General features: G+C 56.1%; 16 protein-coding genes and 1 tRNA gene. 5 read left to right on the top strand and 12 right to left on the bottom strand.

Translation table 11 applies throughout. The annotated features are described in order from the left end of the window. The 6 genes from HUO12_RS00880 to HUO12_RS00855 all read right to left on the bottom strand — a co-directional run bounded on the left by HUO12_RS00880 (position 1) and on the right by HUO12_RS00855 (position 9377). The gene (locus HUO12_RS00880) at positions 1-363 is read right to left on the bottom strand and encodes a cupin domain-containing protein (RefSeq protein WP_176271813.1); all 363 of its coding nucleotides are present in this window, start codon (positions 361-363) and stop codon (positions 1-3) included. Between the two features lies 1 nt (position 364). Next, positions 365-2542, bottom strand: coding sequence for an alginate lyase family protein (locus HUO12_RS00875; RefSeq protein WP_176271812.1), 2178 nt, complete (start codon positions 2540-2542; stop codon positions 365-367). Then, positions 2539-4815, bottom strand: coding sequence for a polysaccharide lyase 6 family protein (locus tag HUO12_RS00870; RefSeq protein ID WP_176271811.1), 2277 nt, complete (start codon positions 4813-4815; stop codon positions 2539-2541). The genes HUO12_RS00875 and HUO12_RS00870 overlap by 4 nt, the downstream gene beginning before the upstream one ends. Positions 4816-4922: 107 nt before the next feature. Further along, the gene (locus HUO12_RS00865; protein ID WP_176271810.1) at positions 4923-5663 is read right to left on the bottom strand and encodes a FadR/GntR family transcriptional regulator; all 741 of its coding nucleotides are present in this window, start codon (positions 5661-5663) and stop codon (positions 4923-4925) included. Positions 5664-5794: 131 nt separating this feature from the next. Next, on the bottom strand, positions 5795-8938 hold the full coding sequence (locus tag HUO12_RS00860) for a TonB-dependent receptor (RefSeq protein ID WP_176271809.1): 3144 nt from the start codon (positions 8936-8938) through the stop codon (positions 5795-5797). Between the two features lie 349 nt (positions 8939-9287). Continuing rightward, a tRNA-Ser gene (locus tag HUO12_RS00855) sits at positions 9288-9377 on the bottom strand. A gap of 193 nt (positions 9378-9570) precedes the next feature. Here HUO12_RS00855 and hspQ point away from each other — a divergent pair. Both hspQ and HUO12_RS00845 read left to right on the top strand, forming a co-directional pair. Beyond that, entirely contained in the window at positions 9571-9951 is a 381-nt protein-coding gene (gene hspQ, locus HUO12_RS00850; protein ID WP_176271808.1) for a heat shock protein HspQ, read from the top strand. Between the two features lie 50 nt (positions 9952-10001). After that, positions 10002-10586, top strand: coding sequence for a hypothetical protein (locus HUO12_RS00845; RefSeq protein ID WP_176271807.1), 585 nt, complete (start codon positions 10002-10004; stop codon positions 10584-10586). Positions 10587-10595: 9 nt separating this feature from the next. On the opposite strand, the gene HUO12_RS00840 is transcribed toward HUO12_RS00845, so the two are convergent. Then, positions 10596-11498 (bottom strand): ABC transporter permease, encoded by a 903-nt coding sequence (locus tag HUO12_RS00840; RefSeq protein WP_176271806.1) that lies wholly within the window; start codon positions 11496-11498, stop codon positions 10596-10598. Between the two features lie 84 nt (positions 11499-11582). Between HUO12_RS00840 and HUO12_RS00835 the strand changes: the two genes are divergently transcribed. The 3 genes from HUO12_RS00835 to HUO12_RS00825 all read left to right on the top strand — a co-directional run bounded on the left by HUO12_RS00835 (position 11583) and on the right by HUO12_RS00825 (position 13884). Continuing rightward, positions 11583-12266 (top strand): GcrA family cell cycle regulator, encoded by a 684-nt coding sequence (locus HUO12_RS00835; protein WP_176271805.1) that lies wholly within the window; start codon positions 11583-11585, stop codon positions 12264-12266. Positions 12267-12336: 70 nt separating this feature from the next. Continuing rightward, on the top strand, positions 12337-12861 hold the full coding sequence (locus tag HUO12_RS00830; RefSeq protein ID WP_176271804.1) for a DUF1993 domain-containing protein: 525 nt from the start codon (positions 12337-12339) through the stop codon (positions 12859-12861). Positions 12862-12939: 78 nt separating this feature from the next. After that, entirely contained in the window at positions 12940-13884 is a 945-nt protein-coding gene (locus tag HUO12_RS00825) for a DUF481 domain-containing protein (RefSeq protein WP_176271803.1), read from the top strand. Positions 13885-13887: 3 nt separating this feature from the next. Here HUO12_RS00825 and HUO12_RS00820 read toward each other — a convergent pair whose 3' ends face one another. From HUO12_RS00820 to HUO12_RS00800, 5 genes are all read right to left on the bottom strand, one after another. Continuing rightward, a complete protein-coding gene (locus HUO12_RS00820) occupies positions 13888-14568 on the bottom strand; it encodes a spermidine synthase (protein ID WP_176271802.1) in 681 nt (226 codons plus the stop codon). A 107-nt stretch (positions 14569-14675) separates the two neighbouring features. Further along, positions 14676-16976, bottom strand: a complete 2301-nt coding sequence (pnp, locus tag HUO12_RS00815) for a polyribonucleotide nucleotidyltransferase (RefSeq protein ID WP_176271801.1) — start codon at positions 16974-16976, stop codon at positions 14676-14678. A 175-nt stretch (positions 16977-17151) separates the two neighbouring features. After that, a complete protein-coding gene (gene rpsO, locus HUO12_RS00810; protein WP_176271800.1) occupies positions 17152-17421 on the bottom strand; it encodes a 30S ribosomal protein S15 in 270 nt (89 codons plus the stop codon). A 13-nt stretch (positions 17422-17434) separates the two neighbouring features. Then, complete coding sequence (gene truB / locus HUO12_RS00805) at positions 17435-18430, bottom strand: tRNA pseudouridine(55) synthase TruB (protein WP_332310354.1); 996 nt, start codon at positions 18428-18430, stop codon at positions 17435-17437. Next, positions 18423-19139 (bottom strand): site-2 protease family protein, encoded by a 717-nt coding sequence (locus tag HUO12_RS00800; protein ID WP_176271798.1) that lies wholly within the window; start codon positions 19137-19139, stop codon positions 18423-18425. Before HUO12_RS00800 ends, truB begins: the two co-directional genes overlap by 8 nt. Positions 19140-19148: the final 9 nt, after the last annotated feature.

Genomic DNA, 19148 nt, shown 5'->3' with positions numbered 1-19148 from the left:
TCAGTCCCCCTCATCCAGAAAGTCTTCTCGCGCTGGGCTGAAAGTGTCGATCAGAACACCAGGCTCCAGACAGACAGCTCCATGATCCAGATGCGGAGCAATATAGAAGCTATCGCCCGCGCCAAGGGCACGCTTCGATCCGTCAACGAACACTTCGAATTTGCCGCTCTCGACAAAGGTCGACTGGCTGTGATGGTGAGAATGAATCTCGCCTACTGCCCCTTCTTCAAACCAGACTCGCACGATCATGAGATCCGGTCCGTAGCCAAGGATCTGGCGAGAAATGCCGCCGCCAAGTTCTTCCCTGGGCAATTCAGATGCGGAAATGAAAGCATCGCTGCTGCTTAGCACTTTGCTGGCCATATCATTTTCCCTCCCCGGGGATTTCGAGGCGTGCGGCAAAGCCAGTCCAGGAATAGACTTGGCCTTCCACTGTCACGTCATGAGATTTGTCAGGGTCGTTATCGTAGGAGACCGCAAGAGCGGTCTTCTCGCCGCTAACAGTTTCGACGACGACGATATCGTTGCCCGATTGATGGTAGTGCTTGAGCGACGAAATCTGGCTTCGGCTGCCAACGGTCTGTTCTGTCGCGCCGTCATAAAGGCCATGCGATTCCAGCAGGCTGACAAACGTAGCGTTCTCAGCGGCGGCGAGCCTCTGGATCACGATCGGCTCGCGTCTAAGGTTGAAGCTGGGATCATTTGCTCCGCTTTCGCCGAGGATGACTTCCATTCCCGCCTGTGGGACAAACCTGTAAGTGTAGAACCGGCCATCGAGCAGCCAGGTCATAAAACCGCTTTGAGCATCGGGAGTGGCGACGCCATCGACCCAGATGTGTTGATAACCGTCGTCTCCGCCCAGCACCGGCCGCGCGGTGACATTACTGTCCAGCTCGAACCCGGTTTCCATCAGATGGCCGGAATAATGGAGCGGCAGATCAAACTGGTGCTGCCCCTCGCCAGCGCCGCGAACAATATCAATCACTACTGGCGCGGAAAGACCTTCGACGGATACCAATGCGAGCGTCCGCAGCATGCTGACACTGTTTTCGGGGTAAGCTGTATCGATCGCCGCGCTGCTGACTTGCAGATCAGACTCCGCAGAAAAGTACAATTGCGACGGCGCAAATTTGTCAGCAACCTTCTGATCGCCGCCAAAGTGGCTGGTTTCATCAACCACAAGCGTGTTGTGCGCGATGGATTGCTTAGCCCAGCTTTCGTTCTCAGGCAGATAGCGTCCGCCCTCTTTCGCCTCGATATTGAGGAAACGCGCTGCTCCATAATCGCGAACTATCTCGTGTCCGTTGTCATAGAGCTGCCAGCTCAGCTTATCGAAATGGCCGTGCCCCATTCCTTGCGAACTGTTCTTCGCGACCAGAGCTGTGTGACGCCCGCCAGTTCCATGACGAAGGATCGCAACTGCGCCCTGATGGCCCTCCGGTCCATCGCGAAGCAGCATCGACTGGAAACCGAATGGCTCGGCTTTCCCGGCCGCCAAGTCGCGAGAGAGCATCAATCCGTTTGAGTTCAGGACTGTGCGCCCTTGCCACTCGGCAATTGAAAGGAGGCCCGGATCGCCCGTCTGCCCATACCCGATCGCCACGCCTTCATAGAGCTCGGCAGTGTTCAAGCTCTTGTCGCGGATGGCATCGTTAAACGGAAAGAAATACCCGCCATAGGTCAGTTGGATGGTAGTGGTGAGCGCTTTGACCAATATCCCGTCGCGGTATTCGAATATCCGTCTTTCAGGCTCGTTTTGCTCGATGGCATTCGCGAACACAACAAAAGGAAGCATTGCGAAGCGCTGATAATAAGGGCCTTCGGTGTAATACCCATCAGGCGAAAACAGCAGCTCGGTCTGCCGCAAGAAGCCGGTCCGTCCGCTCTTGTCAGAGCCTAACAGCGACCGCTCGACCAAGTCTTCATCGCCGAGCAAATAACCGGTCATCCCGACGCCCGCCGTCGCCCAGGTCGCATGGTTATGAATGCGGTCAAATGTCCTTTGGGAATCTACGGACAAAAAGTGTGCCGCTTTGCGAAACAGATCATTGTCGATCTTCGCCCGTTCCTCATCCGTCAGACTGTCACGAATGTTAGCATAGCCCTGAACCGCATGAACCAGCCACATCGCATCATTGAGCACTTGCCAGAAAAGTCGCCCGACATTCTGGTTCGCTTTGGCGGGATGGTCACCCAGCGTTGGATAAAGCGCAGCATATTCAAGGAGCATGTCTTTGACATAGGTCCGATATGCCTCGTCGCCTGTGATCTGATACAGTTGACCGCCAAGATAGAGTGCGCGGTAATTACGCTTGTGCTGCTCGTGCGTGTAACCGCCGCCGGGATCTTTCGGCACGGGAACGACGACACCTTGCCCCATCATTTGCGACACGAAGGACTGAGCGCGATCGACTTCAGTTTGATACAGCGGTGGCAATGCTGATTTTGCGTTCACTGGCGCATCGTGAGCAAAAGCCACAGGCACGGCAGCGGGCGCGCCCATCCCTGCCAGAATGGCAATCGAGGCGAGCAAACTCCTCATGGAAGCGGCTCTCCATCGAGCATATTGCCGCGCGTTTTGACCCGTGGATCGCCTTCGAAGTTCAACTCTTCGAAAAGCGGTGCAGCCGTTTTGACAAATGCGTTGTCGGTCAGAGCTGACTTCGGCGTTCCGACTGTGTGGACAATTCTCACCGGCGCTGAATTGGTGACGGCGTTGCGTGTGATCTGCGTCGTCTGAACCCCATGCAGATGGATAGATCCGCCCGACCCGTTCGTCGCGGCATGTCCGACATTTGCCAGGGCATTGCCTGAAACGGTCACGAGCGGACCGAAAGTGCTCTCGTCGCGGCCGCCGCGATACACATCCGCTATTGGCCCACCGATATCTGCAAAGCTGCTATCAATGATATCGAGATATTCGACATTGTATTGACCGAAGTCTTCCGTCTCCGCCGCAGCGGACACAACGGTTCCACTGATATTGGCAAAATCGCTGTTGCGGATGGAGACGCGCTGCGCGAGCGCGCTTTTGCCAAGTGTGAGGACGTTAAACGATTTGTTGACCTCGAGATTTCGTACAGACACGCCATCCATCTCTACCAGCATGTTCGACTGGATCGGATAACTCGTTGTTCGGATCATCGAATTGCCAACCGAATCCGGAGCCAGTGCCCCGTCAATTTGCAAGTTCGCAAGCTGTAGATTTCCCCCTTCGCTTAGCTCGAACAGTGATGGCCGCGTGAACATGATCACTGCCAACTCCTCCGCTTCGCCGGCACTCAAGGCAGATTTGATTGTGAGAGTTTTATCCAGAGTAAGCGTACGATCAGCGATGTGCTTGCCAGGAGCGAGGAGCAACACGTCGCCGTCTTTTGCGTTCGACACCGCTTGTGCGAGCGCGCCTTCCGCGGCAGGAACCTGCAGCACGGATCCACTGCTACCGAACGGTGATCGATCATCCGGCTTGGCATACCAGGAGACACCAACCTTGCTGAGCGGAATTGGCTGCAAGTCCTTTGGAGCGCCTGTTTCCGCTAGCCGAGGATCGCTGGGATAAAGAAGGCCATTGTCGGCCCGGACCATGTCGGTGGAAGCGCGTTCCATCAACTGAAGAGCGCTATGAGCGTTACCTGCGATGATTGCATTGCCAGACAGCGCTATGCCGGAGATATCCGCATCGACCTCGATAAAGGTTCCGCCATCGAGCCCGCCAAACAGATTGCCCTTCATCACGCTTGCAATCGGAACAGCAGACCGCTCTTCATCAGCACCTGCGCCGAGCGTGATGCGCCTGCTATCGATAACCGTATTACGTTCAATCAGCGCGTTCTCGACCTGAACATAGCGGTTGACCGGTGAATTGGGCACACCATTCATTACGGTGAGAGCGCTCGAAAAACCGGTTCCGCGCAACCCCTCCATATAGTTTTCGCGCACTGTCTGGTTGCGATTGATTACGCGAATGCCGCCGGTATAGTCCTTTCCGTCGCCGAGGAACACGTTGCGCTCAACAAGGTTATCGTCGCCGTGACGCAAAGTGAGCGTTCCACGCGAGCGCAAGAACAGATTGCCTCGAAAGACATTTCCGCCAGACTTCGAGGAAATGATTTCCACTTCGCCATCGGTGCGATCAAACACATTGTTCTCGACCAATGTATCTGAGCGATGCATCGAATACTTGCTGGTTCCAATGCGAAGTGTCTCGCCCCCATTCGACCCGAGGACTGGACGTGGCCCGAAGTAATTGTGGTCTATCCGATGGCCGTTTTTCTGACTCTCCGGACTATCGAGGCGGACTGCAAGGGTCACACCCTTGTTGGTTTTTCCGACAAGATGGTTGTGATCGAACCGGTTGTTCTTGCCGTACATTCCGACCCAATAGTCAGACTCATAACGATCCGGCTTGCTGAAGCCGTCAATCACGACTTCGGTCACGCGGCTGTTGCGGGCCAGATCTTGCTTATTCCGCCTGAATGAAATGACTTCGCCGCGGGGACTGTAGCCGTCCTTGAAGACTAACCCTGTGACCAGAATGTATTCGCCGCCGATACGAAGGCTCGATTGGCCGGTCAGGATTACCTTCCCCGCCTCTTCCGATATGACAGTGATGGGCCTGCCCTTGCGGCCCTTGCCGGTGATTACGAGCTCAAAATCCCGCCACTCGCCATTCGCCAGGATGATCACGTCGCCCGCTTCAATTTGCTTTAGTGCGTGAGCGTATTCGTTCTGATTGCGCACAAAGAAATGCTCGGCCGCCGCCGGCACGGCTGCAAGCCATGCGATCATAGCTACAAGGAAAAACCTCGTAAGCATCCCCGTGTCCCTCTCATCCACTTATCGGGTGAGACAATACGACAAGCCGCCAGATTGTCAATCAATCTGGACTTATAGTTTCAACTTTTTTTGTAATACCAGTTTGGCTAGCCGATATTAGCTGCCGCACTGAAACGCTGGCGGCTTTCCGACGCCTTCTGCTGCAACTCCTCAAGCGCTTTGCGCTCAGTGGCTTCAAGCATTGCGTCTATCAACCGATGGAAATGCTCGCGCATAGCAGCGCGAGCTCCCGCTGGATCTCGCGCCTTCAGTGCATCGAATACAGCCCGGTGTTCTTCCGTGCGCGACTTCGAATCGTGCACACAAACCGCCTCGTAAGTCGCCTTCACGTCCGGGATCTCCTCGCGCATTTGCCAAAGAGATTTGATCGTGTGCACCATTGCGGCATTGTTGGAAGCTTCAGCAATTGTCAGATGGAATTGCTCATCAGCAGCGTTTGCGACCTCTTCATCATCAGAGGCCATCTGCTCGACAAGGCCAGATAACCGCTCAATGGCCTCTTCCGAAATATTATGGGCAGCTAATGCGGCTGCCTCGGACTCGACCAAAAGACGCGCTTCTGTGACTTCGAACGCACTCGCTTGCGGTAGATTCCCGCCGATGGTCGGCACCTTCTCACTAACGTAGACACCGGAGCCCGTCTTGATCTCCAGCCGGCCAACTGCCTGAAGTGCGATCTCTGCCTCTCTGATTGTGACGCGGCTGACCCCAAGCTTCTCCGCCAATTCGCGTTCGCCAGGCAACCTTGTGCCGGGCGCATAAGCGCCTTGATCAATGAGCTCGGCGATTTGTTCCGCTACAGATTGGAAGAGTCTTTTCGAGGTCATACGCGCTCGGTACCCCATTAATGCATTGAGTTAGAGTCTATACCAATTTTCCTAGCCGATTTGTCTTGGTATTTCCAGCAGCGAGGATTTAGCCGACGCCACCAAGGGAGTGTGGCGGCGTCGGCCAAGCCTTAGAACCGGAAACGAACACCTGCAAAGTAACGAGGCCCATACACGAGCACCTGGCCTAAATCGTCAGGCGCACCGCGGAAATCCGTACGCGGCTCATTGAAGAGGTTGATACCTTCAAGCGAGAAACGGACATTGTCATTCAATTTGAACGACACACGCGCCTCAAAGACTTCCACGTCATCGACATTCCGGATCCGCCCAGGCGAACCGATGAACTGCTGGAAGTAACTGCTGCGGTATTTGTAGACACCTTGAAAATCGAATGGCCCGATTTCGTAATAGGCTTGCGCCGAAAGTACATGCTTGGAAAAACCAAACAAGTTGGTCGGCGGGATGATGCCGGGCTGGTCCACGAATGTGGAGCCGTCATCATTTACACCGAGAATTTCGCCCAGTGTATCATCCTCGAATTCGAAATCAGAATCTGCGTAATTGTAGCTCACTTTGAAGCCGAGTCCGTCAAACGGCGCGGGCAAGTAGCTGAGCCGGTGAGCCGCAGTAATTTCGAGCCCATATATTGTGCTGGACTCCTCCGAAACATTTGTCGTTGTAACCAGGACATTCAAATCCTGACCATCGACTGTAAAAGTTTCGAACTGACCGACGGTCTGAAAACCGCCGTCAAAGCTTTTGTAGTAAGCATTGAAAGCCAAGATCGTGTCGGGATTCGGATACCATTCAAGCCCAGCATCGACATTCCACGAGAGCAGGGGATCGGTGAAGGGGTTTCCGGTCGCTCCGGCTGTACCGACGAGTTCCGCGATCGAGGTTGCGCCCTCAGAGTCATCTGTTACGCCATTGAAGAAACGTCCAAAGCTCAGATCGGAGGGATCGGGGCGGGAAAGCGAGCGATAGAATGCGAAACGCCCCAACAAGTCGGGTGAGAACTCCGCAACTACATTCAGGCTTGGAAGAAATTCGGTGTACGAATTGCCGCCTGAGACCGGTAGAAGGGTATCGTCGTCTTCGCTAATCGAGATAGTTCCGTCGTCCGGATCGATGATAGCGGTCAACTCACCCCGGAAGCCGGTTGAGTCCACCGTCGTACCAACGATGCGCAGGCCTACATTACCGCGGATCGGCAGCTCGCCAAATTGCGTATCGAAGTTCCCCTGAAGATATGCCGCCCAGCTGCGCTCCTCGACATCTGTGTTCTGGATGGAATCAATATCTCCGGTCGGGAAGATCACGTTGCCGTCTTCATCGAAATTGATCTCATCCGACGGATCCTCACGATCAAGTACCCGGACAATGCATCGCGCATCGAAAGTTGCAAAGGTATTGGTCGTCCCGATGATGTTGCCGTTCTCATCGATATTGGTGAACAGCGGATTGCCTCCACTGATTGACGTAAGGAAGCCGGTCGTTGGGAAATTCGTGCGGCACTCCTGGTTGGCAACCGCGAGCGCTCCTGTCCCGTCAGTGTCATTGAAGTTAACCTGGATCCGGTTTGGTCCGCTCGCACCGGGTACGTCGCGATAGGTCAATTGCTGATAGCGCGCCCCGGCCATTAAGCTTGAGAAGAAACCATCAGTTTCATACTCGACATCGCCGCGCATGGCCCAAATCTCATTGAATCGCTTCTGTTCAAGGTCGGCGCGAACCCGAGGGTCATTTGCAAACAGATTGTGGTCGGTCACGTCGAAGTTTTGGACGATGATGTTGAGGCCTTCCGACCCGTTCTGGAATATCTGGTAGAGTGCTTCGACGCGGTCATCATTATCATCACCATCGTCTTGAATGACATCTGGGAAGAAAGGGTTTCCATCTCCGTCCTCATTACCAAAGATCGATTCACCATCCTCTGTCCTAAACCGAACCTGCACCGCCTCCTCAATCCGTTGCGTGCGCGAATAGGAAGCGTCGAGCGAAAGCTTTACCCGGTCTGAAACTTGCGCATCTAGCGACAATCCGCCGCCATAATACTCTTCGTCACGTTCCAGATATTCGCTCACCGCCTCGACGCGGGACTCGTTGGTAAACAAGCGCAGCGCGCCTGTTTCAGTGGTCACAAGAATTGACGGAAGACCAAGGAGCGCACCAATATTGTTGGGATCACCTTCAGGAGTGATCCTGCGCCCCTCAGTGAACAACAGGTCGCTGCGCTGTTCCCGGAATTTGCGTTTCGAATACTGAAAATCGGCATTGATATCGACGTCAGGCGACGGTTGATACTGGATTGCCCCAAAGAAGGCGTCACGATTGTCGTCCGTAATGTTGGTGCGGAATCCGTAGCTATTGCGCGCAATGGCGAACGGCTCCTCGCCAGCCAAAATGGCACCGAGAGCGTTGATACCGCTAGAATCGGTATCGCAGTTATCCTCATCGGCGATACCGTCGTTCTCCGCAGCAAGGGCTGGGTTGAATGAGCAAGCACGAATTGTGTTCGAGACTTGAACTTCCTGCTCCGGATTGTTGGAGTCTCGCCGCTCGTAGCCAAGCGAAATACCCAGCTCCCCGTCGCCCAGCTTGAACTGGTCAACAAAGCTCAGCGAACCGCGATAGCCGAACTTGTTGAACCGCTGATCGGCATCGATATCCAGATTGTATGGATTGATCTCGGCCTTGATTTCGCCCTGGATGCGTTGCTTGCCAAAATCGAGCGGGCGTAAAGTTTCCAGAACAATCTGCCCGGCCACGCCGCCTTCAATATAACTGGCAGCCTGAGTCTTGTAGATACCGATCTTGTTGAACAATTCGGAAGGGAATTGGCTGAAGTTGACCGAACGGTCACCACTACCGTTTGTAGCTACCCGGCCATTGATAACAGTTGAACCCAGGAAAGGCCCAAGACCACGGACGGAGATTTCAGTAGCCCCGCCCTGCTCGCGGTGAGAACCTGCACCTGTGAGGGTTTCAAGCGCCTCGCCAATCGACAATGCCGGAATATCGCCGATTTCCTCAGCAGCAAGAGCATCGAACACTTCAGTCGCGTTGCGCTTCTCTTCAATCGAGTTCTGGATTGTTTGACGAATACCAGTGACAACAATTGCATCGCCTTCATCGCTTGCAGCCGCCTCTTCATCTTGCGCAAATGCAACACTTGGAACTGCAAACACCGCCAACGCCGTGCTCGCCATCAATTTCGCGATGTTGCGTGAACTATTATTGACCGCACTGCGGCCTTCACCTGACTTAGACATCTGTCCCTCCCTCAGGGTTTCTCCGAGGGCTGTGATAATCCCTAGACCAACATTGTCAACCGTATTGCCTAGCCATTATGAATATTTCTGTACTACCAATTGGAATGATGCTAAGGCCTTAAGCCGTTTTGCCAACCGCCGCTGATCAGGTGATGAAAGGCTGACACACACTCGGGTGCTGTCAGTCAAACAAGAACTCGTCTCCACTTGGTGTAGCTTGCCCTACCCGCATGGCTCTTCAGATCACCAAGGTTTGCCACTCAAGGCGGCAGCACGTTAAGTCACAAGTTAGTCTGACAGGGCCATTTGCAGAACGCTCCTGAAAACAGAGACGAGTGCCGGGGGTGGATGGCGGAGAGACAGGGATTCGAACCCTGGGTACTCTTGCGAGCACAACGGTTTTCGAGACCGCCCCGTTCGACCACTCCGGCATCTCTCCGTACTTCCTGATCGCGCTACCGGCTCGCTCTGTAAGCGCCGGTCTGAGGTCGCATCGCTATCAAGAAGCGGGCCGATTAGCCGACGTGCACCTTAATGCCAAGCCTCTTTGCTGGCCTTTATGCCAGAAATTGGGGGATGGGAGCTGCCCCGCATCTTGTTTCGATGCAGCATCGCACCATATCTTCTCCATCATGGACCGAGCCACATTCTTCTCTTCGCAAGCCGGGCGCACGATTGATGCTCCTCGGCAGACGCGAACGCGCTTCGGTATCGGAGCGGTCGTGCGCCACAAACTGTACGACTTTCGCGGCGTTGTATTCGATATCGATCCCGTCTTTGCCAATAGCGAGGAATGGTATCAGTCGATCCCAGAGGATCTGCGTCCGGAGCGCGACCAGCCATTCTACCACCTGCTCGCTGAGAACGATGACAGCAGCTATGTGGCCTATGTGAGCCAGCAAAACCTGCTCGGCGATGCTGACAATGGTCCGGTTGACCACCCGCAGATTCACCAGCTTTTTGAAAGCTTTGACGGCGGGCGATACCAGATGCGGCGCGCACTTACGCACTAAGCGGCAGTCCGTTTGGTCCTTGGCAACACTTTTTTGTTAGTGAGAGCCCCATGGACCGGATGACGCCTCCTCAGACATTGCAGCCTGATCGGCTTTCACTCGCGCTTGACCGCGAACTCAAGTCTGGTGAGCGGGTGTTGTGGGAGCAGCGTCAGATTGCGCGCGTCTCCTATATGTCATTTGGCATCTACCTGTTCGCGATACCTTGGACCGCTTTCTCGCTGTTTTGGACCGCCATGGCTGCGGCAGGTGCAGCCTCGATGGATGACGGATTTGGAATACTCAGCTGGGCATTCCCTCTGTTCGGGGTGCCTTTCATCGTAGTCGGACTTGGCATGCTTGGCTCGCCATTCCTGCCTTTGTGGAACAAAGGCAAAGTACTCTATGCCATCACCAATGAGCGTCTGATCAAACTGAAACTCGGACGGACGATAAATGCTGAATCAGTCCCGGCGCGTCGAATTGGCGCTGTAAAGCGGACAGAGCGCCGCGATGGTTCGGGAACCCTAGGGATAGTGACCGGGATGAGCCGTGATAACGATGGCGACCTTAGCACAGACCACTTCGTCATAGAAAACGTGGCAGACGTCCTGCGCGCGCAGGACCTGATCGAGGACCTCGCGGCTAGAGCCTGACTTCAGGGCTTAATCTTTCAGCTTCCAACCCGATTTCAGCACCAGGTAAGTTGCTCCGATCAACACGATATTGAGCAGGAGCAAGCCACCTGCTGCGACCAGCACATCCGCGTCCGAGCCGATATCGCTCTTGCCTAGGAACCCGTAGCGGAAACCTGATATCACATAGAAGAATGGGTTCGCGCGACTGATCGCCTGGAACAGTGGCGCGAGATTGTCGATCACGTAAAATGTACCGGAAAGCAGCGACAATGGCGCAACGATGAACTGCGAAATCGCCGCGTTGTGGTCGAACTTCTCGGCCCAGATAGATGTCGCAAGGCCGATTACAGCGAGCAGCACAGAGCCCATCAGTCCAAACCAGATCACTGCCCACCAATGCGTCACAGCGAGCGAAACGCCCGGCCAGAGGAGAATGACAAACGCGACAGCCGCTCCCAACATTATTGCGCGGGTGACGGCCGCTCCGATGATCCCCGTCATCAACTCGCCTTCCGACAGCGGCGGCATCAGCATGTCGATAATCGTCCCCTGTATCTTGCCTGCGAGTAGCGAGAAGGATGAGTTCGCGAACGCGTTCTGCATCATCCCCATCACAATCAGGCCGGGGGCGACGAAATTGACGAAAGGTGCGCCGAGCACTTCTCGCCCGCCCCGCCCCAACGCTACGGAAAATATCACAAGGAACAGCAAGGTAGTGACGGCAGGACCCCAAATTGTCTGCGTGTGCACCTTGAGAAACCGGCGAACCTCCTTAATATAAAGGCTCCACAATCCGATGCGGTTGATGCCAGTAATGATTGGCTCACCGCGCGGCGGAAATGCAGCGACTGATCGCGCTGCGGCTTCACCCGGATTATCATTGTTTTGAGGCGCATTCGCTGCGCTTGTCGTAGGTGCTTGATCGGCCATGACGCGGCGAGTAGTGCGATAGCGCAAGACTGGCAAGCGCTCGGAAGTATCGGGCAAAACTGCCACAGAGGAATTGGAAGTTTTATGGCTTGGACTGACGAGCGGATCGCAACGCTCAAAAAGATGTGGGAAGGCGGATCCACCGCTAGCCAGATTGCTGAGGAACTCGGCGGAGTAAGCCGCAATGCCGTGATCGGCAAGGCGCACCGGCTTGGCCTGAAGGCGCGCCCTTCTCCGGTGAAAGCAAATGACAAGAAGAAGGCTGCGGCAAAGAAACCCGCTGCCAAACCAGCAGCCAAGAAGGCGGCAACCAAGCCATCGGCAAAGCCGGCAGCCAAATCGCCACCGGTGAAAACTGCGGCAGCGGCCGGGCCCAAGGCATCGGGGTCCGCTGTACCCTCGCAGCCGATCCCCAATCCGACGCCTGATTTGCCGAAGATCGTTTCTGTAGGTCCAGGAGGGTTTTTGCGTCAGGGTCCGGGCGATCAGCAAGCGCCTATTCCGCCTGCACCGCCACGCCGTCTGGTTCCAGCGAAGCCAAGCCCTGAGATTGCCGACAAGACGAGCCTGCTCGATCTTTCAGACAAGGTCTGCCGCTGGCCGATGGGTCACCCGGGCGAAGCGGACTTTCACTTCTGCGGTGAAGCTGTGAACCCAGGTTTCCCCTATTGTGTCGAGCATTGCGGGCGAGCCTATCAGGCACAGCTGCCGCGCGGTGCACGCCGTCCCCCTCCCCCGCTGCCATTTGGCGGCCCGCGAGTACGCTAAACCAAAGCTTCACAAAGGCCCGGTCATCCCAAGGGAGCGCCGGGCCTTTCTCATTTCAGGAGAACCCCCAATGTCCTTGTCCCTCTATGATGCTTTCGTTTTAGGTGCACAGCAAACGCTCGCTGGTCTCAACACGGTAATCGGCAAAGGCGAGTCCTTTGCGAAGGAGCAGGGAATCGATCCAAGCGAGCTCTACGAAGCCAAACTCGCCGAGGACATGTGGAACCTGCCATGGCACGTGCGCAGCTGCTGGATGCATTCCGCTTATGCAATAGAGCGTTTGGAGCTTGGCGAATTCACGCCCGATTTCACAACGCTTCCAGAAGGCTTTGAAGGCATGAAGGCGATGGTCGCGGATGCTCAGGACAAGCTAGCCAAGGTGACGCCAGATCAATTGGAAGCGGTTGCTGACAAGCCCATCGGTTTCGTCATGGGCGGAAAGAGGCTGATGACTCTGACCGGCCAGAATATGCTGCTCAGCTTCAACCAGCCGAACCTCTATTTCCATGCGACGACGTTCTACGACATCCTCCGCATGAAGGGTGTTCCATTGAGCAAAATGGACTTCATGGGACCTGTAAGGATCATGACCTGATCTCGCGCGCTCTCTTCACGAACGCCTGACATTGCAATTCTGAGTTTGATTAGCCGGATTTCCGGCGAAGGTATTACTATGTTTCGCATTTCACTGGCAGCCGCACTTTTTGGCTTAAGCGCATCTCCAGCTCTCGCTAAGCTGCCTGAATCGACCCGCGCCATGATTGATGCTGCGATTGCCACGGGAGATGCGGAGAAAGTCAATACTGTCCTTGAGCTCGCGCGCACTGTGCATCCCGAAGACGCGGCGGAGATCGATGCGATCAAAGCCAAGTTTGACGAGGATCAGAAAGTCCTCGCAGCCGCAAAGGCCGAGGAAGCACGAGAAAAAATCCTTACCGCGGGACTTTTCGACAATTGGTCTGGCAAAGGCGAGCTGGGCGGTTTTCGGGCAACGGGAAACAGCTCGGAAACGGGTCTCACAGCAGCTCTTGCTCTGACCCGCGATGGGCTGGACTGGCGACACAAGCTGCGCGGACGCGCTGACTTTAGACGCGCCGATGGCGAAACAACGCGCGAGCAATTCTTCGCAGCGTACGAGCCCAACTACAAGATTTCAGACAGATTGTTCATCTATGGCCTCGCGCAATACGAACGCGACCGCTTTCAAGGCTTTTCAGCGCGTTATGCGGTTTCGGGCGGTCTCGGATACCAGATCATCGATCAGGATAACATGCAGCTTTCAGCCAAAGTCGGTCCTGCTTATCGGATCACACAATTTGTCGATGGCGGCAGCGAAAGCCGCATTGCCGGCCTCGCTGGTGTGGATTTCGATTGGGATCTAACCGATCGCCTCAAACTCACTCACGACACCAACGCTGTCGCGGAGGCAGGAGGCTCAGCCACGCTCATCACTGATGGAAGCAATACCAGCGTAAACCTCGTCACAGGCCTCAACGCAAAGGTAAGCGACAAAGTCACCGCACGTTTCTCTTACGCGATAGAATATGACAGCAACCCGCCTGAAGGCGCGGTCGGCACAGACACGCTAAGCCGTGTTACTCTGATCTACGATTTTTGAGGGTCAGGCCTTGCGCGCGAACCAGATCGTGTGGTGTGCGCCTTTATTGTTGGGCCGCGAGCGGACCGAGAGCTCCTCGACCTTCAGCCGCACATCCTGCATGCGCTTTCTGAAAGCATAATCAGGCGCGGCGGACCATACGGCGAGGATTCCTCCAGGCTTCAGCGCATCGCGTGCCTTGGCGAGGCCTGTCTTCGAATAGATGCGGTTGTTGGCATCGCGCACCAGCCCATCCGGCCCGTTGTCAACGTCGAGCAGGATCGCATCGAATTTCTCGCACGTCCCGTCATTGGCATCGTCGATCAGCGCTGCAACATCGCAGATCTTCAAGTCGAGCCGCGGGTCCTTCAGGCAATCACCGGTCAGCTCGGCCATCGGACCTTTAGCCCACTCGATGATCTTATCGGATATCTCCGCGACGACCGCTTCGCCGCTCTCGCCCATCCGCGCAAGCGCTGCGCGAAGTGTAAATCCCATGCCATATCCACCGATCAGAATGCGGGGACTGTCACCAGGCAAGCGGTCGAATGTAAGATCCGCAAGCTGCTCTTCGGAAAAGCGCATGCGCGTGCTCATCAGCTCGTTATAGCCGAGCACGATCATGAAATCGCGGCCGTGGCTGTAGAGCGTCAGCTCCTCCCCATCAGGGATTTGAGCGGTGTCGAGAAGAACGCGTTTGAGCATTTTTGTCTCTTAGCGCTCCCACGCGACCGTCGCCACCCGCGCGCTCCAGAAAAGAAAACCCGCCAGAATCGCTCCCGGCGGGTTTCTCGAATCGTCTTGAAGGAAGACTAGTCCTTCAGGAAGTCCGGCACGTGAGCCGCGCCGTCATCGCCTCCGCCCTTCTTTTCGCCGCCACGATCATCGCGATCACGACGACCACCGCGGTCTCCGCCGCGCGCGCGATTGCCGCGTGGGCCACGACGATCACCGCTGTCGCGCTTGTCACCACGTGGTGCCTTTGGCGGACGTGTGTCTTCCAGCTCTTCACCGGTTTCCTGATCAACGACGCGCATCGACAGGCGTACCTTGCCGCGCTGGTCGATCTCGAGCACTTTGACCTTTACTTCCTGGCCTTCGGAAACAACGTCGGATGGCTTCTCAACCCGCTCGTTCTTCATTTCGCTGACGTGGACGAGACCGTCCTTGCCGCCCATGAAGTTCACAAACGCACCGAAATCGACGATGTTGACGACCTTGCCATTGTAGATCTTGCCGACTTCAGCCTCTTCGACGATGCCTTCGATCCACTTTCTCGCGGCTTCGATTTCATCGGCATTGGAAGAGCTGATCTTGATCACGCCTTCGTCATCGATGTCGACCTTGGCACCGGTTTCAGCAACGATTTCACGGATAACCTTGCCGCCCGTTCCGATAACGTCACGGATCTTCGACTTGTCGATTTGCATGGTCTCGATGCGCGGTGCGTGCTTGGAAACGCCGGTACGGGCAGAACCCAGAGCCTTCGCCATTTCACCAAGGATGTGCGTACGGCCGGCCTTCGCCTGCTCAAGCGCCTTGGCCATGATTTCCTGCGTGATGCCGGCAACCTTGATGTCCATCTGCATGGTGGTGATACCAGCTTCAGAACCGGCCACCTTGAAGTCCATGTCACCCAGATGATCCTCGTCACCCAGAATGTCCGACAGAACCGCAAAGTCGTCACCTTCAAGGATCAGACCCATCGCGATGCCGGATACCGGACGCTCGATCGGAACGCCTGCATCCATCATCGAGAGACAGCCACCGCAAACGGTCGCCATAGAGCTCGAGCCGTTGGACTCAGTGATGTCTGACAGCACGCGGATGGTGTACGGGAAGTCTTCATGGTCAGGCAGCACAGGGTGCAGCGCACGCCATGCGAGCTTGCCGTGACCGGTTTCGCGGCGCCCCGTGAAACCAAAGCGGCCCACTTCACCAACCGAATAGGGCGGGAAGTTATAGTGCAGCATGAAGTGGTTGTAAGAGAGGCCTTCCAACCCGTCGATCATCTGCTCAGCGTCTTTCGTGCCCAGCGTGGTGGTGCAGATCGCCTGCGTCTCACCGCGCGTGAACAGCGCAGAACCGTGTGTCCGTGGCAGAAGGCCAACCATCGCTTCGATCGGACGGACTTCGTCGAGCTTACGGCCATCAATGCGGGTGCCATCCTTGATAATGGAGCCGCGAACGATGTCGCTTTCCAGCTTCTTCACGAGCTTCAGCGTGCCAAGATATTCCGCCGGATCGCTTTCAGCCAAGTCCGCGAACACTTCACGCGCCTTTTCGCGCGCTGCGTTGACAGCATCCTGACGCTCGGACTTGTTGGTCAGCTTGTAAGCTGCTTCGAGGTCAGCACCGATGGCATCGCGAAGCTTCGCCATCTTCTCGCTCTTGTCTTCGACCGGATCGAGATCCCAAGGCGCTTTCGCAGCCTGCTCCGCGAGATCGATGATCGCACCGATAACCTTGCGGCTTTCCTCGTGAGCGAACATCACTGCGCCGAGCATTTCTTCCTCGGTCAGTTCTTTCGCTTCGGATTCGACCATCATCACAGCGTCTTGCGTCGCGGCAACGACAAGGTCCAAACGGCCCTCTTCGTCAAGACAGGTTTGCAGTGACGGGTTGAGTTCGTATTCGCCATTGCGGTAACCGACGCGCGCAGCACCGATCGGACCCATGAATGGAACGCCGGAAATGGTCAGCGCAGCAGAGGCTGCAATCATGGCTACGATGTCTGGCTCGGTCTCGCCATCATAGGAGAGAACCTGGCAGATCACGTTGATTTCGTTGTAGAAACCTTCCGGAAAGAGCGGACGGCAAGGCCGGTCGATCAGCCGTGAGGTCAGCGTTTCCTTCTCCGTTGCGCGACCTTCGCGTTTGAAGAAGCCGCCCGGAATGCGTCCGGCTGCGGAGAACTTTTCCTGGTAGTGAACGGTCAGCGGGAAAAAGTCCTGGCCTTCCTTCACAGATTTTGCGGCGGTCACAGCGCAGAGCACTACGGTTTCGCCATAAGTGGCCAGAACGGCGCCGTCTGCTTGACGGGCGATCTGACCAGTTTCGAGAGTGAGGGTTTTTCCGCCCCATTCAATCGATACGGTTTTCTTGTCGAACATGTATTTTCCTAAAATGACCCGCACAGCCTTATTGCGATGCGGGGCCTACAGTGCCGGGTAATCCGTCCCGGTCCGGTGCGAGGCTTTTCGCGCCCCTGTTGGCCGGTCCCGTGCCGAATTGCACAGACGCCGGATAGACAAAGGGCGGCCCTTTGAGCCGCCCTTCGCAAAACTCTTATTTACGCAGACCCAGCTTCTGGATCAGGGCGTTATACCGCTCAACATCCTTCTTTTTGAGGTATGCGAGCAAATTGCGACGCTTGTTGACCATCATAAGAAGGCCGCGGCGCGAATGGTTATCTTTATGATGACCTTTGAAGTGTTCTGTCAGGTTGCGGATACGCTCTGTGAGGATCGCGACTTGCACTTCCGGACTGCCCGTGTCGCCTTTAGCCTGGGCATTGTCCTTGATAATCTCTTGTTTCTTTTCAGCCGTAACTGACATGTTTTATTCTCTCTTACTCTGCGACATCGGGTAGGTTGAAACCCCTCACGACCTTCGCCGTGCCAGCGTTGAGTTCCACCAGCGCTACCGGAACATTGTCCAGCATCGCGCAGTAAAGCCCATTGCTTTGGGGCAGTTCAGACAGGACCCGGCCCTGACGGACCGCCTGCGCGCTTGTCTGGTCGAGATTGAGGGCCGGGATGTCGTCCAGCCCTGCCTCGAGCGGCAGGAGGAGGTCTCTAAGTGGCGCGCCTCTACCAATTTCGTTGAGTTTGTCCAGCGAAATCGCCTGTTCTTCAAGGAATGGGCCAGCCTTTACACGTCTTAGATAGGTAACATGCCCCACACTTCCAAGAGCGCGGGCAATATCGCGCGCCAGAGAGCGGATATAGGTGCCTTTGGATACGTGAGCGCGAAGGGTGACGCTGTCGGCCAGCATCAGGGGCGATGCCGGGTCAAACGGGTCTGGCCTCCCCGAGGTTGTGGCAAAGGACGATGTAAGCTCGGTTTGCGGTTCATAGTCAGACGCAAAGCTCAGGGAGTGTATCGTCACTTCCCGTACCTTGGGCTCGACATCTTCCCCTGCCCTCGCCCTGTCGTATGCTCGCTTGCCGTCAATCTTGACTGCCGAATAGGCCGGCGGGACTTGCTCGATTGCGCCAGTGAAATGCTCAAGCACCGCGGCGACTGCCGCCATGGGAGGGCGGTGATCCGAGCGCGCGATGACTTCGCCTTCTGTGTCGAGCGTGTCAGTCTCTTCGCCGAATGCAATCGTGAATTCGTAGGTCTTGTCGCTATCCAACATCCGCCCGCAAAGCTTGGTCGCTTCGCCCAGCGCAATCGGAAGTACGCCTTCCGCGAGCGGATCGAGCGTGCCGCCATGGCCGACTTTCGTCTTGGGCAAACCTGCCTCACGCAAATTTCGCTTCACGGCAGCCACCGCCTGCGTCGAGCCAAGCCCGCGCGGCTTGTCGAGGATCAGCCAGCCGCTGGCAGGTGCATCAACCACCGGCAATCGCCTCAGCGAGGCTGAGATACTCGTTTAGAGCCCATTGGACCGGCGGCCAGATCGTTTTCTCCAGCACGCCGAGCTGAGGTGCGAACCAGACCAAGGCGACAAGTCCGAAGAACAGCACCATGCCCAGCGGGCGCAGCTTCGCATAGAGATGGACATAGCGGCGCGGCAGCAAACCCTCGATAATATGCGAGCCGTCAAATGGCGGGATCGGCAAAAGATTGAAGATGCCGAGAAAGACATTGATCAGAATGAAATAGAACAGACCTGTCAGAACGAGACTGGTCTCACCTGTTCCATCAATGATCGTGAATGTCTCTGCACCCGGCGCAAAGCCCCAGACCTGCGGTGCCACTATGCCGAGAAGCACAGCGCCAATGCCCGCAAGGATGAAATTCGAGCCAGGCCCAGCCGCCGCCACAGCCATCATCCCGTAGCGTGGATTGTCCAGTCGATGCGCGTTAACCGGGACAGGCTTGGCCCAGCCGAAAATTGGCCCTCCGACGACAGCCAGAAAGCCCGGCACCAGCAACGTGCCCACCGGATCGACATGGCGGATCGGATTGAGGCTCAGCCGATTGCGCTCCTTGGCGGTTGGATCACCCAGCGACAATGCCGCCCAGCCATGCGCGACCTCGTGAAACACGATGGCGATGATGAGCGCTGGTACCAGCACCAGAATGAGAAGAACGGTATCGGACATACCCGTTAG

It is taken from the genome of Altererythrobacter lutimaris (assembly GCF_013371495.1).
Lineage (GTDB): Bacteria > Pseudomonadota > Alphaproteobacteria > Sphingomonadales > Sphingomonadaceae > Erythrobacter > Erythrobacter lutimaris_A.
Note: the sequence above shows the minus strand (reverse complement) of the source record. Positions and strands in the feature narration are given on the sequence as shown.